Origin of the sequence: Exiguobacterium sp. s157 (assembly GCF_018618205.1) — a bacterium.
Lineage (GTDB): Bacteria > Bacillota > Bacilli > Exiguobacteriales > Exiguobacteriaceae > Exiguobacterium > Exiguobacterium chiriqhucha.
The window spans coordinates 224,448-240,487 of record NZ_JACSLQ010000002.1; the positions used below are offsets into that span (position 1 = coordinate 224,448).

The 16,040-nt window shown below is 52.6% G+C and carries 17 protein-coding genes; 13 read left to right on the plus strand and 4 right to left on the minus strand.

Annotated elements, in window-relative coordinates; translation table 11 throughout:
- Positions 1 to 107: 107 nt before the first annotated feature.
- The 5 genes from KNP67_RS04990 (at position 108) to KNP67_RS05010 (ending at position 5,373) form a co-directional block, all read left to right on the plus strand.
- Entirely contained in the window at positions 108 to 1,427 is a 1,320-nt protein-coding gene (locus tag KNP67_RS04990; RefSeq protein ID WP_029594651.1) for a hypothetical protein, read from the plus strand.
- A gap of 80 nt (positions 1,428 to 1,507) precedes the next feature.
- On the plus strand, positions 1,508 to 1,987 hold the full coding sequence (gene rpoE / locus KNP67_RS04995; protein WP_029594652.1) for a DNA-directed RNA polymerase subunit delta: 480 nt from the start codon (positions 1,508 to 1,510) through the stop codon (positions 1,985 to 1,987).
- 235 nt (positions 1,988 to 2,222) lie between these two features.
- A complete protein-coding gene (locus KNP67_RS05000) occupies positions 2,223 to 3,818 on the plus strand; it encodes a CTP synthase (RefSeq protein WP_214756095.1) in 1,596 nt (531 codons plus the stop codon).
- 133 nt (positions 3,819 to 3,951) lie between these two features.
- Positions 3,952 to 4,782, plus strand: a complete 831-nt coding sequence (locus KNP67_RS05005; RefSeq protein ID WP_214714460.1) for a TVP38/TMEM64 family protein — start codon at positions 3,952 to 3,954, stop codon at positions 4,780 to 4,782.
- 42 nt (positions 4,783 to 4,824) lie between these two features.
- Entirely contained in the window at positions 4,825 to 5,373 is a 549-nt protein-coding gene (locus KNP67_RS05010) for a GNAT family N-acetyltransferase (RefSeq protein WP_214756097.1), read from the plus strand.
- A 14-nt stretch (positions 5,374 to 5,387) separates the two neighbouring features.
- On the opposite strand, the gene KNP67_RS15550 is transcribed toward KNP67_RS05010, so the two are convergent.
- The 3 genes from KNP67_RS15550 to KNP67_RS05025 form a co-directional block, all read right to left on the minus strand.
- The gene (locus tag KNP67_RS15550) at positions 5,388 to 6,056 is read right to left on the minus strand and encodes a helix-turn-helix transcriptional regulator (RefSeq protein ID WP_131471457.1); all 669 of its coding nucleotides are present in this window, start codon (positions 6,054 to 6,056) and stop codon (positions 5,388 to 5,390) included.
- 114 nt (positions 6,057 to 6,170) lie between these two features.
- The gene (locus KNP67_RS05020) at positions 6,171 to 6,383 is read right to left on the minus strand and encodes a hypothetical protein (RefSeq protein ID WP_029594656.1); all 213 of its coding nucleotides are present in this window, start codon (positions 6,381 to 6,383) and stop codon (positions 6,171 to 6,173) included.
- A gap of 266 nt (positions 6,384 to 6,649) precedes the next feature.
- Positions 6,650 to 7,765 carry an NADH-dependent flavin oxidoreductase gene (locus KNP67_RS05025; RefSeq protein ID WP_029594657.1) on the minus strand — a complete coding sequence of 372 codons (1,116 nt, stop codon included), beginning with the start codon at positions 7,763 to 7,765 and terminating at the stop codon, positions 6,650 to 6,652.
- A gap of 262 nt (positions 7,766 to 8,027) precedes the next feature.
- Here KNP67_RS05025 and KNP67_RS05030 point away from each other — a divergent pair, with 262 nt between their 5' ends.
- On the plus strand, positions 8,028 to 9,683 hold the full coding sequence (locus KNP67_RS05030; RefSeq protein ID WP_029594658.1) for a glycerol-3-phosphate dehydrogenase/oxidase: 1,656 nt from the start codon (positions 8,028 to 8,030) through the stop codon (positions 9,681 to 9,683).
- A 37-nt stretch (positions 9,684 to 9,720) separates the two neighbouring features.
- Here KNP67_RS05030 and KNP67_RS05035 read toward each other — a convergent pair whose 3' ends face one another.
- On the minus strand, positions 9,721 to 10,143 hold the full coding sequence (locus KNP67_RS05035) for a hypothetical protein (RefSeq protein ID WP_029594659.1): 423 nt from the start codon (positions 10,141 to 10,143) through the stop codon (positions 9,721 to 9,723).
- Between the two features lie 112 nt (positions 10,144 to 10,255).
- Here KNP67_RS05035 and KNP67_RS05040 point away from each other — a divergent pair, with 112 nt between their 5' ends.
- From KNP67_RS05040 to glpX, 7 genes are all read left to right on the plus strand, one after another.
- A complete protein-coding gene (locus KNP67_RS05040; RefSeq protein WP_029594660.1) occupies positions 10,256 to 10,606 on the plus strand; it encodes a YxeA family protein in 351 nt (116 codons plus the stop codon).
- Positions 10,607 to 10,686: 80 nt separating this feature from the next.
- Positions 10,687 to 11,049, plus strand: coding sequence for a response regulator (locus KNP67_RS05045; RefSeq protein ID WP_029594661.1), 363 nt, complete (start codon positions 10,687 to 10,689; stop codon positions 11,047 to 11,049).
- A gap of 157 nt (positions 11,050 to 11,206) precedes the next feature.
- A complete protein-coding gene (fba, locus tag KNP67_RS05050) occupies positions 11,207 to 12,061 on the plus strand; it encodes a class II fructose-1,6-bisphosphate aldolase (RefSeq protein WP_021066099.1) in 855 nt (284 codons plus the stop codon).
- 98 nt (positions 12,062 to 12,159) lie between these two features.
- Positions 12,160 to 12,990 carry a hypothetical protein gene (locus KNP67_RS05055; protein ID WP_029594662.1) on the plus strand — a complete coding sequence of 277 codons (831 nt, stop codon included), beginning with the start codon at positions 12,160 to 12,162 and terminating at the stop codon, positions 12,988 to 12,990.
- 79 nt (positions 12,991 to 13,069) lie between these two features.
- A complete protein-coding gene (fsa, locus tag KNP67_RS05060; RefSeq protein WP_021066101.1) occupies positions 13,070 to 13,720 on the plus strand; it encodes a fructose-6-phosphate aldolase in 651 nt (216 codons plus the stop codon).
- Positions 13,721 to 13,746: 26 nt separating this feature from the next.
- The gene (gene murA / locus KNP67_RS05065; protein ID WP_214756099.1) at positions 13,747 to 15,000 is read left to right on the plus strand and encodes a UDP-N-acetylglucosamine 1-carboxyvinyltransferase; all 1,254 of its coding nucleotides are present in this window, start codon (positions 13,747 to 13,749) and stop codon (positions 14,998 to 15,000) included.
- 16 nt (positions 15,001 to 15,016) lie between these two features.
- A complete protein-coding gene (gene glpX, locus KNP67_RS05070) occupies positions 15,017 to 15,985 on the plus strand; it encodes a class II fructose-bisphosphatase (protein ID WP_029594665.1) in 969 nt (322 codons plus the stop codon).
- The last annotated feature ends 55 nt before the right edge of the window (positions 15,986 to 16,040 follow it).

Sequence of the window (16,040 nt, forward strand, 5' to 3'; positions counted from 1 at the left end):
AAAAACTGAGGAGCTGATGTGTGATTCGAGAGGTTCTCGAATGGAAGGGGGCGGGAAAGAAGGAAAGGAGAGCGATTCAATCATTTTCTAGAAATGAGGTATCTTTAATGAAAAACACGGTCGTGTTATTGACGATTGTCAGTGCCCTCAGCAGTCAAATCTTGCCTCAAATTTTATTTTTGTCCATCATGGCGGTCGAAGACGGCGTCGGACGATTAATCCCGTTCATGATTTTTTACGTGGCGAGTATGTCGGGACTGCTTCTATGGGTGTACATCATTGGTCGCCTTGGCTCGAAACAGACATTCTTACTGGCGCTGACCGTCTTGGTGACCGGACTCATCTGCTTTTTGCTGCCGTTTGGCTGGGCGATCGAATTGAGCGCTTTTCTTGTCGGTGTCGGATCGATCGGTGTCGGGTCGATTATGACGACGATTTTGTCACAGCTGAAGGAACTGTCCACCACAGACGAGTCGGCGGATCAGAAAGGGAGTTCGCTCCCGCTCGTACTCGCACTCGTTGCCTGGATCGTCATTTTCTCTTATGTGCTGACTCGATCATATGACGAGGCTGTCATCCTCTTCCTCGTCAGTCTGATCCTGCCTTGGCTGTTCGTGAGAAAGTTGCCGCTCGAGAAAACGGCGACGTGGGCATGGGCGACAGGGAAGTTCGTGCTTGCCTTCATCACCGTCACCGTGTTCACGTTGGTGAGCCGTCTCCTCAGCCTGTTGGAAGGGGCGAGCGGGTATGTGGAAATCTTTTTATTGATGATTATTTTGCTCGGCTACGTCGGGTGGGTATTGTTCCAGGAGCGGACGAGAACGTACGTCAGTGCCACCCGGACGCGCCAAGTTCAACTGCTCGCGTTCGTCGTCGGGTTGTTCGGCGGCTGGACGTTGATTGGCGCCGTATTCATCAGTCTGGCCCTATATTCGTTTCAAGTGCTCTTATTCTACGTGTTCATGCCGTTCTTGGCGGGCGTCATCGGCTGGATATTATTGAACCGTGTGTTCGACGTGGCGCGTCATCCTTACTACGTCCTGCTCGTCACGTCGCTGCTATTCTTCCTCGGATTCTTGGAGCCGCTCGTGTTCATCCCGGTCCTGTTTGTGAGTGGGTACGTCCAGACGATGTATGCGAGTGCGGGTCATGTCTATCTATATGCATCGTATGGGGACAATAAAGAGTTCGCCTCGCTGCTCTTGCAACTATGGAAACGGTTCGGGATGGTCGTCGCGTATTCCGCGCTCATGGTTGGATTGCTCGGCTACGGCCTATATACTGGCCAGTCCGTCAATGCAGAGTTGTCCTTCAAAGTCCCGCGCGGTTGGATGCTCGGGGTGCTCGGTTTGACGTGGATCTTCAACGTCGGATTGATGACGCTCTATTGGTTAAGCATCCAAAAAACCGTTGAAACTTCAAAATAATTTCCTCTAGCTTTTTCATATCGGTTTTGTTTATAATGAGGAGTGATGTTTAACTAGTGACGGAAAAGGAGTGTCCTTTAATGAATAAATCGTTGATCGATTTCGTTTACGAAATTCTTCAAAAGACTGGCGAGCAACCAGTGTCATTTGATGAGATTCGTGAGCTGATCAGACAAAACTATACGTTCGCAAGTGAAGAGGAGGAGCTCGAGAAAATCGCGCAACTCTACACGGACATGAACATCGACGGACTATTCGTCAACTTGGGAGCTAACCGTTGGGCGCTTCGTGTTTGGTATCCGTTCGATAAGTCAGACGAAGATCTCGTCATCGAAGCACGCCAGCGCGGTGAGCTCGATGAGTTCGAAGAAGAGATCGATGAGACGGATGAAGGCATCGTCGACATTGAAGACGACCTTGACGTCTTTGCAAAAGGTGAAGATTTTGACGCATCTGAGTTCGATGCTGAGGATGAAGCCGAAAAAGTGGAAGGCCTTGACGAGTTCGAGGACGAAGACTTGGACGACGACCTCGACCTTAAAGACGAGGATGATTTATAAGAGACCGCAAAAAGCCGGGCATTTGTCCCGGCTAGGCGTGTCTCTTTTTCTTTTTTGACAGTTGAAAAAAAGAAAAAATAATGACTTGACGACTGCATCGTCTCTGACGTAAATTAGTCATGGGCTAGTTTAGCACGTAACGATGCAGCAAAAGTGTCCTCCATTTCAGTGGGGGCACTTTTGCTTTTTTTGTTTTTTCGTTTCCCGTTGTGGCATTTAAGAGAGGAGAATGATGATGACAAAGTATATTTTCGTAACAGGTGGGGTAGTATCTTCACTCGGTAAAGGGATCACAGCCGCTTCACTCGCACGTCTACTCAAAAACCGAGGTTTGAACGTGACGATTCAGAAGTTTGACCCGTATATCAATATCGACCCAGGAACGATGAGCCCGTACCAGCACGGAGAGGTGTTCGTCACAGATGACGGCGCTGAGACGGACCTTGACCTCGGTCACTACGAGCGCTTCATCGACATCAACTTGTCGCAAAACGCCAACGTGACGTCAGGTCGCATCTACTCGACGGTCTTGAAAAAAGAGCGTCGTGGCGATTATAACGGGGGAACGGTCCAAGTCATTCCACACATCACGAACGAGATTAAAGACCGCGTCTTCCGCGCCGGTCGCGAGACGAACGCGGATGTCGTCATCACAGAGATTGGTGGAACAGTCGGGGACATCGAGTCGCTTCCGTTCATCGAGGCCATTCGTCAAGTGAAAAACGATATCGGCAAAGAGAACGTCATGTACGTTCACTGTACGCTCGTCCCTTATCTCCGGGCTGCCGGTGAGATGAAAACGAAACCGACACAACATAGCGTCAAAGAACTCCGCAGTTACGGGATTCAGCCGGATATCATCGTCCTCCGTACCGAGCACGATATCCCAGAAGAGATGCGTGAAAAAATTGCCTTGTTCTGTGATACACGTAAAGAAGCGGTCATCGAGGCACAAGATGCGTCGACGCTTTACGAAGTGCCGCTCAACCTTCAAAAGCAAGGAATGGACCAACTCGTCAACGATTACTTCGGCTTCAACACGCCGGCCGCTGACATGACGGCTTGGAAAGAGCTCGTGCACACGGTCACGCACCTCGAGAAGAAAGTCAAAATCGCTCTCGTCGGAAAATACGTCGAACTTCGTGACGCGTACATCTCGGTAGCAGAATCGCTCAAGCACGCCGGTTACGCCTTCAACGCCGACATCGATATCGATTGGGTCAACGCTGAAGAGGTGACGGCAGAGAATGTCGAGACGTTTCTCGGAGACGCAGACGGGATTCTCGTCCCAGGCGGATTTGGAGAACGCGGCATCGAAGGGAAAATCGAAGCGACGCGTTATGCGCGTGAGAACAACGTCCCATTCTTCGGGATTTGCCTCGGCATGCAGCTCGCGACGGTCGAGTTCGCCCGTAACGTCTTGAAGCTCGACGGTGCCCACTCGGCCGAAATCGATCCGACGACGAACTATCCGATTATTGATTTGCTTCCAGAACAAAAAGATATCGAGGACCTCGGCGGCACGCTCCGTCTCGGCCTCTATCCATGCAAGCTCGAGCCAGGTACGAAAGCGCACGCCGCTTACAACCAAGAGCTCGTCTACGAGCGCCATCGTCACCGTTACGAGTTCAACAACGAGTACCGTGAAGCGTTCGAGGCAGAAGGGTTCAAGTTCTCAGGAACGAGCCCGGACGGCCGTCTCGTCGAAATCATCGAGATTCCAGAGCACAAGTGGTTCGTCGCGTCACAGTTCCACCCAGAACTCATTTCGCGTCCAGAGCGTCCGCAACGCTTGTTCCACGATTTCATCCAAGCCTCACTCGGCGAGTGAGTGGCAGGTCACAGTCTATGACTGTGGCCTTTTTTCTCGGGCAAAAGGCTGATGTGCGCAACAGCTTCAGGTGGATACATGTTGCCCGAAATCCGGGTACACTAATAGTAGAACAGGGAGAGGGCGATGCGACATGCGAGAACGAACTATGATTTATGCAGGATACGGGGGAGCGCTCGTCACGCTCAGCCTGTTGCCGTTCGTCGTCTTGCCGACGCTATTATTGCCGTATCAACTCGGGTGGACCGGGATTGTATTGCTCGCACTGTCGATTGGTCTATTGCGGTCGATTCGCGAGGGCTCGAATACGTACTTGAAACAAATGCTAAAAGTCACGTTCACGTTATTCTTGTTGTTCGTCTTCGTATACTACGTCTCGTTCGGACTCGTCTTGTACGACTCGTACGGGCTCGAGCGGTTGCTCGAACAGTATGGCGACCAGGCGATGTGGGTGTTCGCCGCCTTCAGCTTCCTGCAGCCGATCGCGCTCCCGGTCCCAGAGGCGGTCAGTGTCCCGATTGGCAGTGTCGCCCTTGGGCCGCTCCGGGCGGCCTTAATCGGGAGCGTCGCGACGACGCTCGGCATCCTCGTCATGTACGGGCTCGCTCGGTTCGGACGGGAGCGGGTGATGCGGCTTATCGACGCCGACAAGCTCGCGACGTATGACCGATACGTGGACAAGTACGGACTTGGTGTGTTGCTCGTCTTGTTCATCATTCCGATCTTGCCTGACGAGATCATTTGTCTCGCGGCTGGGTTCAGCCGGGTGCCATTTCCTCGATTCGTTTTGATCGCCATCGGCGCGAAGCTCGTCACGTCGTTCGGTCTCGCCTATTCGGTCTCGCTCGGCGAACTGTTCATCACCGGTGCGAGTCCGTTCGCCGTCGTCTCGGTGACGGCGAGTCTCTTGCTCGTCATTTTGGCGCTCGTCTGGCGGAAGCGGAAAAAAGGGAATTCGAACTGATCCCTTGAAAGAGTAGACAGCACAGATAGAGAGGACGAGGGTATGATTTGTGATGAAGAGTTACTGATTCGACCAATTGAAGTTCGCGACTTGGATCGGTTATGGGAATTGATGTATAAGGATGAGGCACCAGAATTTAAGAAATGGGACGCGCCGTATTTTGAACATCGGGCGCAGACGTACGAGGTGTACTGTCAGAATGCGGGCGAACACGTCGGCCGTGACGACATGTGGGTCATCGAGGTCGATGGGACCGTCTATGGAACGGTTTCCTTCTATTATGAAGACGCCGGACAGAATTGGCTCGAGGTCGGGATCATCCTCCATCAAGCCGACCGCTGGAATCGTGGCATCGGCACGTGGGCGCTCAAGCTATGGGTCGGCCATCTGTTTCAGACGTTGCCAACGGTCCGGGTCGGATTGACGACGTGGTCGGGCAATGAGCGGATGATGAAAGTGGCCGAGAAAATCGGCATGCGACTCGAAGGTCGGATTCGTCAGGTGCGCGTCGTCGACGACGTGCGTTACGACTCGATTCGCATGGGTTTGTTGCGAGAAGAATGGATGACAGAAAGCGCTAAGTCTCGGTAGAGGCTTAGCGCTTTTCACGTGTGGAACAATTGGCGGTATTGGAGCGGGGTCATTTGTTTGTACGTCTTGAACGTGTTGATATAGGCCGTGCACGAGGCGAAGCGATATTTCTCACCGATGGTACAAATCGGCAAATTCGTTCCGAGCAAATCGGCGATGGACGCATCGATGCGGCGGCGCCGGATTCGTTCGGGTACACTCTCGCCGACTTCCTGTTTGAACAGGGCCGACAAATAATTGTTCGATAACCCGATTTGTCGGGCGATCCACGGGAGCGATAGTTCCGGCTCTTTCAAATGCTCTTCAATCAAATGGATGGTCGTCGTGACGTTCGGGTTCGTCGACACGGGAGGGGATAGAAACGCCATCATCTTCGTCAAATGGTCGACGATGACGGGAATGGCATAGATAAAGTCGAGTGTCGTCGTCAGTTCATCGATTAAGATGAGAAGAGCGCTCGTATAATTGAGCGCGGTCTGGACGTTTGGGTTATCGACTGGAATCAGACGGATGATGTGATAGACGAGGCCGCGGTAGTAGAAACGGACACTCATATACTCATCGGAGACCGGAAGTTTCAATAGGTCGAGCGTCAGCGTCTCGAGCAGCTGTTCGGCCCGAATCGGATGGGCGCTGCGGAGCGCACTCACAATCTGTTGATCGAGCGTATAAAAGTTATCCACATGCTGAAAATCATCGAACAAATTTTTGTCACGATGCAGATGATTCAGAAATTGGCGTTTGATTTTGTTTTCCACCGGATGAGTCACTTCTTTCGTCGTACGATCGGGAACCGTTTATTTATTTCGTGGAACGTTCCGTTTAGTCACTTGCTTTAATTCGGCGATTTCGCGAGCGAGTGCTTCTTCACGGGAACGTGCGGATGATTCGAGGTGGTGTTCGAGTTCCTTACTTTTTTGTCGATACGTTTCAGCGACTTCTTTCGTACGCTGTTGATGCTGATTGAGTTGTTTGTTGTACGCATCGAGATCAATTGGCTTTTTCGTCATACATCATATGCCCCTTTCAAAAGACGGTCAAACAGACAGGCGCGGTGCAAGCGAGGCTTGGCCCGCGGTTTCGTCGAGGAAACGGTTCCTGTCCTTAGCTTACGAAGGGGGTGAAAGGTTGGAAAGTTAGGTCAACACGAAAGAAGAGGTGAAAAAGATGAAAAATGTGACGAAATTGTGTCCGTAGCATATCCCATTTCTCACACTACTCGATGAATTGCACAAACCACAAAAAAACCGCAGACATGAAGTCTGCGGTTGAAGGCTTATTTGACGGCTTGGTCTTTGATTGGGAACCAGCCGGCACGTGTTGTGATGGCGTTCCAGAGCGGAGCCGGGACGGCGAGTTCGGCTTGTTTGTTCAAGTCGAGTTCGGTCTCGATTTCGTCTTCACGACCGTCTTTCACTTTCTCGAGCCAATCCGGGTCGATGATGAGTTCGCGGCCGAGCGCGGCGAGGTCGATGACGTTCAGTGCGTCTTCGACTTGACCTGGGCGCTGGAGCTGTCCGACTCCGATGAGCGGGACGGCACCGTTGATGCGTTTAGCGATGCGATCAATCGACCGCTCCGTCACGTTCTCGTTCCGAATTGAACCGATATTGAAGTTCCAGAGCGAGGCGTGGAGGTAGTCGAGATTTTCTTCGAGCAACATATCGATCAATACGTCCGTATCGTCGAGCGTGATGCCTGGCTCTTCGACTTCTTCAGGCGAGAAGCGGTAGCCGATTAAGAAATTGTCCGCGCCTTCAGCTGCACGTTTGACCGAGCGAATGACTTCACGCGGGAATGTGAGGCGTGCGTTTACGTCGCCACCGAAGCGATCGTCGCGTCGATTCGAGTGAGGTGAGAAGAACTGTTGAATCAAATACGTGTTCGCCCCGTGAATCTCGACGCCGTCAAAACCGGCCTCAATGGCACGACGTGTCGCTTCGCCGAACGCCTCGATGATGGCTTCGACTTCTTCAGTCTCAAGGGCGCGTGGTGTGGCGGCACCTTCACGGACCGGTGCGATGGCGCTGGCGCTTACTGGTTGTTCGTTCGGAACGAGTTCCGGAGGAGACATGCGTCCTGCATGGAAGATTTGAAGAATCGCTTTCGCGCCTTCCGCTCTCAAACTTTCAGCGAGCTGACGAAGCCCAGGGATGAACTTGTCGTCATTCACACCGAAGGCGTTTGGGAACCCTTTGCCGTCTTCGGTCACGTAAGCACACGCCGTGATGGCGAGGCCGACGTTCTTCGCTCGCTTGCGGTAATAGGCGAGTTCGTGTTCCGACACTTCACCCGTCGGTTCTGACGAATAATGGGTCATCGGCGCAAGTACGAGCCGATTGTGGAGCTCGACGCCGTTTTTGAATTGGAAAGGTTGTAACATGCGTTTCATAAAAAAACTCCTCCTTGTTGGTGATACCTTGAAGTCTAGTCTTCTCATTTTGAAATTGCGAGCGGGACGCTTTCTGAGGAGCAGGTTGCACACTCCGTGAGCGGGTCGATGGTTGAATGCTAGAAAATGGGGTATAATACAGGAGAAAAGTTGATAACCGGTTGGAGACTACAGAGAGACCACGACATGGGGGGCGAAGCCTTGTTTTGTTGTGGTCTCTTTTCGCATACATCGAACCGGATTCATTATAGGAGGGGACAAGATGGAAATCAGAAATTTCTCAGCAAAAGAACGTGCCAAACGATATGAACAGTTAACGGGTGAACGTCACGACGTGCTCGTCGTCGGCGGAGGAATCACCGGTGCCGGAATCGCGCTCGATGCCGCGTCTCGCGGAATGAAGACGGCCGTGCTCGAAATGCAAGACTTCGCAGCCGGAACATCGAGCCGTTCGACGAAACTCGTCCACGGAGGGTTGCGCTACTTGAAACAGTTCGAAGTCGCGCTCGTCGCCGAAGTCGGAAAAGAACGCGCCATCGTCTATGAGAACGGGCCACACGTCACGACGCCAGAACGCATGCTGTTGCCGATGCATAAAGGCGGCACGTTCGGACCGCTCTCCACAGCGGTCGGCTTGATGGTGTACGATTTCTTAGCGGGCGTCAAACGCGCCGAGCGACGTTTGATGTTGAAGCCGGATGAAGTCATTCAAAAAGCGCCGCTCGTCAAAAAAGACGGTCTTGTCGGTGGCGGTTATTACGTCGAATATCGGACAGATGATGCCCGTATGACGATTGAAGTCGCGAAAGAGGCGGCCAACCACGGCGCTCTCCTCTTGAACTATTCGAAAGTGACTGGTCTCATCTATGAGCAAGGCAAAGTCGTCGGCGTCCACGTTGAAGACCAAATCGACGGCAAGACGTACGAAGTTTATGCGAAGAAAGTCATCAACGCGACCGGACCTTGGGTCGACGTGCTCCGCGAACAAGACGGCTCGAACAAAGGGAAGATGCTCCGTTTGACGAAAGGGATTCACCTCGTCATTGACCAGTCGAAATTCCCGCTCAAACAAGCCATCTATTTCGATACACCAGACGGCCGGATGGTGTTCGCGATTCCGCGTGACGGCAAAGCGTACGTCGGGACGACAGACACGTTCTTCGATAAGGATAAAGCTCACCCACGCATGACGACCGAGGACCGCGACTATATTTTAGAGGCAATCCACTATATGTTCCCAGACGTGAACGTGACGGCAGATGACGTCGAGTCGAGCTGGGCCGGGATTCGTCCGCTCATCTATGAAGAAGGCAAAGACCCGTCTGAAATCTCACGGAAAGATGAGGTTTGGCAGTCGGAAAGCGGCTTAATCACGATCGCCGGTGGGAAGTTGACCGGTTATCGCAAGATGTCAGAGACGGTCGTCGATTTGGTGGCGAAACTGCTCAAGCAAGAAGAAGGCATCGTCTTCCTCGCTTCGCGCACGAAACATATGCCGATGTCGGGAGGCCATGTCGGCGGTTCGAAAGGGTTCGATGACTTCTTGACGAAGAAGAAGGCTGAACTGAAAAACCTTGGTCTCGATGACGTCAAAGCCGAGCAACTCGTCCGTCTCTACGGATCGAACATCGATCGTGTCATCGAACGGATGGACTCGAACGCGTACGACCTTCCAGAGTACGTCTATGCACAACTCATGTACGGCATCGAAGAAGAGTCGGTCGTTCGGGCCATCGACTTCCTCGTCCGCCGCACCGGAGCGATGTTCTTCGACATCGACTTCGTCCGCAACTATAAAGACGGCGTGCTCCGTTGCATGGCCGATGTCTTCAAATGGTCGGATGCTCGTCTCGCTGAAGAGCGGGCCGAGATCGAGAAAGAGATTGATCTCGCGGTCGTCCCTGTCACGGTCGACTAACGAAATAAAAGGAACCTCGCCGCGGCGAGGTTCCTTTTCATATGCCTAATTCTTCATAATACGCCATGATGCGTTCGTCGAGCGCCTCGACGATGTCCGGTTCGCCGAACAAATACAGATAAAGATACGTGCCGTCCTCACGATCCACTTCTGTTTCGAGTGTCAGTGTGGTCGGTCGTCCTTTAAAGATGACATCGATTGTGCCGAGGGCGTGCACGTTCGCTTCGTCGAGTTCCGGATCAGAAGCCAGCTTTTTGATGCGGGCGATGTCACTGTCTGCGATTGGCTCATCGAACGTCTCGGATAAGACGGCGAACGTCTCCGGCAATTCCTCGAGATCGGTCTCGACGGCAGCGGCGAGCGGTATCTCTTCTTGGTCTTCCCCGAAAACGTTCACGACGAGTGCGACCATACTTCCAAGTGCCAAGACGAACAATATGTATAACAAATATGGTTTCATGATTTCGCTCCTGTTCGTTTCATGTTTTCAGTATATCAGCGTACCGGGTGTTTAGAAATAGGGAGACAATGGTATTGAAAAAGATGGAAAAGAGAAAGGCGGGGGAGTTACGATGAAACGAGCATGGGCAATCGGTGGCGTCGTCCTCATCTTATTTCTCGGTTGGCAGTTCGTCGATACGAATCGGCTGTTTGCCGACGTCTACTATACGAAAGTGCCGAGCACAAACGTCACCGACCAAGGAAAGAGACATACGTATGAAACGATTGGCTATGATGAAGACGGCAAGAAACGACCAATCACGTTCGAGGCACCGATTCGGCTGGCCGAAGGCGATTTTTTGAAACTGTATGTGAAAGACGAGCAGACGGTGACGGCCTACGAGCCGGTACCTGAGTCGGAAGTACCGGCCCAGTTAAAGGACGAACAGACCGAAGAACCGGTATCGATACCGTTGCCTTGATTTCAAAATAGGTCCGTCGCCAAACGAAATCGGATTTGGTATGGTTAGACTAGTGCAAACTATGGAGAGAAGGTAGATGGATGTCACGGATGTTGATCGCAGACGACCAAGACGGGATTCGGTTGATGTTAGCGCAAGTGTTCCAAAGCCTCGGCATCGAGGTCGACACGGCGAACGACGGACAGAACGCTTGGGAAAAGCTCGAACAGAACGGATACGATTTAGTATTGCTCGATATGAACATGCCGCGCATGTTCGGTCATGAAGTACTACGCAACATGCGCCAACGGAACATCGAAACCCCGGTCATGATTATGACCGCGTTCGGGGAAAAATCGACGCTTGAAGAAGTGCAACGACTTGGCATTACCGCGCAATTTGAAAAGCCGTTCGATATTTATCGGATGATTGAAAAAGTGAAGGAAGTCCTCAAAATCACGTAATTCGTCACGAAGATGACATATGTAAACGCTTGCGCAGAGCCATTTCTATGCCCGAATAGCATAGGCACAAGTTTCGACGTGTGTTATAATGGGAACGAATTGCACGGGGGCATTTTTCCCAAAGTGCACAATAGCGAACAGACAGGAGGATGTCATTATGCCATTAGTATCAATGACAGAAATGCTTAACAAAGCATTCGAAGGCAAGTATGCAGTAGGCCAATTCAACATCAACAACCTCGAGTGGACGCAAGCGATTCTTCGCGCTGCGGAAGACGAGAAATCACCAGTTATCCTCGGTGTATCAGAAGGTGCAGCGAAGTACATGGGTGGCTTCACAACAGTTGTTAAAATGACTGAAGGTCTCATGCACGACTACAACATCACTGTTCCAGTTGCAATCCACCTCGACCACGGTTCATCTTTCGACAAGTGTAAAGCAGCAATTGACGCTGGTTTCACGTCTGTTATGATCGACGGTTCACACCACCCGATCGAAGAGAACATCGAAATGACGAAACAAGTCGTTGAATACGCACACGCTAAAGGCGCTTCAGTTGAAGCGGAAGTTGGCACAGTCGGCGGCGAAGAAGATGGCGTTGTTGGCGGCGTACAATACGCTGACCTCGACGAGTGCGTACGCGTCGTGAAAGAAGCGAAAGTTGACGCTCTTGCGGCAGCACTCGGTTCTGTACACGGAGAATACCAAGGCGAGCCTAAACTCGGCTTCAAAGAGATGGAAGAAATCGCAGAAGCGACTAAAACTCCACTCGTTCTTCACGGCGGTTCAGGTATTCCTGAGCACCAAATCAAAAAAGCAATCGAGCTCGGTCACAGCAAAATCAACGTTAACACAGAGTGCCAACAAGAATGGACTCGTGCCGTACGTGAGAAGCTCAACACGGACTCGAAAGTATATGACCCACGTAAAGTCATCGGCCCTGGTGTCGAAGCGATCTACAACGTCGTTACTGGCAAAATGCGTGAGTTCGGTTCAAGCAACCAAGCATAATCCTGTCACATCAGTCGGCTCTCTTTGCGAGAGCCGGCTTTTTTTATTGAAACGTAAGCGGTTAGGGTACCGTATATAGATGAAAAGGGGGAGTTTGCATGAAGTATCAAGAACGTTCGACAGAATCATTTTGGCGCATTTTTTATATCGTCGGTCCCATCATTATAATTGGTATGACGTTGGCCTTTGCCGCGCTGCCGGTCATTCTCATCCTCATGAATCCGAAACCGTGGTTGATTCCGCTGTTGTCACTCACCGTCCTCGGCGGTTACGGCGTGTATCGGTTCTTGCAACTGTTTCGCCAGCTGTTCTGGAAAGAGCGGCACCAGTCGCACTATGAAGTGACCGCGACATATATTGAGGGGACGACGTATCGGCACGAGCCGGGTGAGTCAGTCGAGCAATCGTTCCCGCTCGACGCAATCAAGCAAGTCGTCTTCTTCCCGGCCATCGTCCGAAAGACAGAAGCAGCCATGCCGCATCCCTATAGACGACGGACGATCGAGTTGTGCCCGATGCTCGCCATCATGACTGACGAGGATTCAATGGAAATCTTGTTCGACCAACGCGATCTCGCCGCGTTCGAACAGTGGATTCAGTATTTTATCGGAGATAGCGTGCCAGTTTTCTATACACCGAAACGGCTCTACTGGATCGGGGCGAACATCGCGACACGGCGGGAGCGGTTCGACATTCTCCGTCGACCCGAAGAAATCATCCCGTTCACGTATACAGGCAATCTCGTGACCGACGAAGAGACCGCGGTCGGACTTTGGATCGAGACGCATGGGTCGGAGCGCTTAAAGGAAGGGCCGTATCAAGCGTATGAGACAAAACAAAAAAACGTGAAACGATGGACGGCAGTGGGGACGCTTGTTGGCGTTGGTTTACTCATCGGATCGATGTTCGCCATCGCCGGCTTGACGTAAAGGGTGTAGCAATTCCATGACAATTTCCTCATAATAAGAAGTGTAAGCGATCACAACACCATTCGAGGAGGAATTGTACATGCGTTTTTTCATTGATACGGCAAACGTGGAAGACATCAAGAAAGCTCATCAGATGGGCGTCATCGGGGGAGTGACGACGAATCCATCGCTCGTCGCCAAAGAAGGCGTCGATTTCCATACACGGCTACGCGAAATCTGTGAGATCGTCGGGGATCTCTCAGTCAGCGCGGAAGTTATTGCGCTCGACGCAGCGGGTATGGTGGAAGAAGGAAAGGAACTTGCGGCCATCGCGCCGAATATTACTGTCAAGGTACCGATGACGCCAGCAGGGATGGAAGCGGTCAATACGTTTTCACAGCTCGGCATCAAGACGAACGTGACGCTCATCTTTAACGCCAACCAAGCGCTACTCGCGGCTCGGGCCGGCGCGTCATACGTCTCGCCATTCATCGGTCGTTTGGACGATATCGGTCAAGATGGTCTCGACCTCGTCGAGACGATTGCCAATATCTTTGCCATCCATGGTATCGATACAGAAATCATCGCAGCTTCCGTTCGCCATCCGGTCCACGCGACGAAGGCGGCTCTCCTTGGAGCCGACATCGCCACGGTACCATACAAAGTCATCGAACAGATGATGAAACATCCGCTCACTGACAAAGGGATCGAGCAATTCTTAGCGGATTGGAACAACGCTCAATCCAAATAAGTTTGTCGCAGAAAGGTTTGATCTTCGTGGAAATTCTCCATATCGTAGGACAGCAAAAACTTGAAGGAACAGTTGACATTAGCGGTGCCAAACAGAGCGCCTTGCCTTGTCTCGTCGCAGCACTTTTGACGGAAGAACCGGTGACGATTGAGAACGTCCCCGTCATTGAGGACGTCGAAGTGATGCTCAGTCTATTACAAGAACTCGGCGTCTCGATTGAACGGGACGGGGAGCGGATGACGCTTCATGCGAAAGATGCCGTCGCCATGCCGCTGCTCGGCTCAGAGACGCGTAAAGTCCGAGCCGCTGTCTATTTGCTCGGGGTGTTTGCGGCTCGTTTTGGGAAAGGGGCCGTCGGGCTTCCCGGTGGATATGCGATTGGTCCACGACCGATCGATTTACATTTGAAAGCACTCGAACGTCTCGGCATTAAAGTCGAGAACGAGTCGGGACTTTATCATGTGAACGCCGAAAAGCTGGAGGGAAATCGAATTTATCTCGATCTCCGTTCGTTCGGGGCGACAGTGAGCGCCATGCTCGCGGCCGTGCTCGCTAACGGGACGACCGTCATCGAGAACGCGGCCATCGATCCGGAAATCGTCGACGTCGCGACGATGCTCACTTCGATGGGGGCCCATGTCATCGGGGCGGGCACCGACGAGATTCGCATCAAAGGGGTCGACAAGCTCCACGGCTGTACACACACGCTCATTCCCGATCGGTTAGAGGCTGGGACGTTCATGATTTATGGCGCGGTCGCGGGTGAAGTGACGGTTCGAAACGTCATTCCGACTCACTTAGAAGGCGTCATTCAAAAACTACTGGATTACGGGGCCGACGTCGAAGTCGGGGAAGAGACGATCACGGTGCGGGCGAACGCCTTTAAACCGATTGATATCCGTGTCTTCCACTATTCGGGGTATCCGACCGACCTGCAGCCGATCATGTCGGCCGCACTGTTGAAAGCGGACGGAACGAGTATCGTCACCGACAAGCTGTACGCCCAACGCTTCCGCCATATCGCGGAAATGCGGCGCATGAACGCACAGATTACGCTCGAGGACGCTTCGGCCGTCATTCGCGGCGGGACAACGCTCGCCAATGCGGAAATGGAATGTGCAGACGCACGGAGCGGGGCAGCCCTCACCTTAGCTGGGCTTCAAGCGAGTGGCGAATCCACGGTGATCGATGCGGAAAAATTGAACGATTCATATGTCGATTTCGTCGGCAAACTAAAACAACTCGGCGCGCTCGTCTGGGTCGATGAGGTGTCTGAGTAAAAAGGGGAGAATTCGGGTGGAACGTAGTTTATCAATGGAATTGGTCCGAGTCACAGAAGCGGCAGCGCTATCTTCGGCTCGTTGGATGGGTAAAGGCTTGAAAGAAGAGGCGGACGATGCGGCGACGACCGCGATGCGTGAAGTGTTTGATACGATTCCGATGAAAGGGGTCGTTGTCATCGGGGAAGGCGAGATGGATGAGGCACCGATGCTCTATATCGGTGAAAAAGTCGGGAACGGCTATGGCTCGCGCCTCGACGTCGCTGTCGATCCACTCGAAGGGACGAGCATCGTCGCGACGGGAACATGGGGAGCGCTTGCCGTTCTCGCTGTCGCTGACGCCGGTGACCTTCTTCACGCGCCGGACATGTATATGGACAAGATTGCCGTCGGTCCGGAAGCGGCCGGATTGATCAGCCTCGACAACTCGATTGAAGAGAATATCGCCATCGTCGCCAAGGCGAAGAACAAGAACGTCGAAGACGTCGTCGTCACGATTTTACATCGTGATCGTCACGAAGAGATGATTCAACGTGTCCGAGCGACGGGTGCTCGTATCAAGTTGATTCCTGACGGAGACGTGGCCGCGGCCATCAACACGGCGTTCCCGAAAACGGGTGTCGATTTGTTGCTCGGTTCGGGTGGTGCGCCGGAAGGCGTCATCGCGGCCGTCGCGATGAAATGTCTCGGCGGTGACTTCCAAGGTCGCCTGCTTCCTGAAGACGAAGCCCAAGAGAAACGTTGCCAAGACATGGGCATCGCCGATACGGGCCGGATTTTGCTGTTGGACGACCTCGTTAAAGGTGAAGATTGCATCTTCGCGGCGACGGGCGTGACGGACGGGGAACTCCTCCGCGGCGTCCAGTTCACCGGGCAAGGCGGTCAGACGCACTCGGTCGTCATGCGAGCCAAGTCAGGAACGGTCCGCTTCGTCGAAGGCATCCACTCCTTGAAGAAAAAACCGAAAATGGTCATGAAACCTTGATTCTCCTGAACCGTGGACACTTCCGTCCGCGGTTCTTTTTTGATGTGTCGTTTCA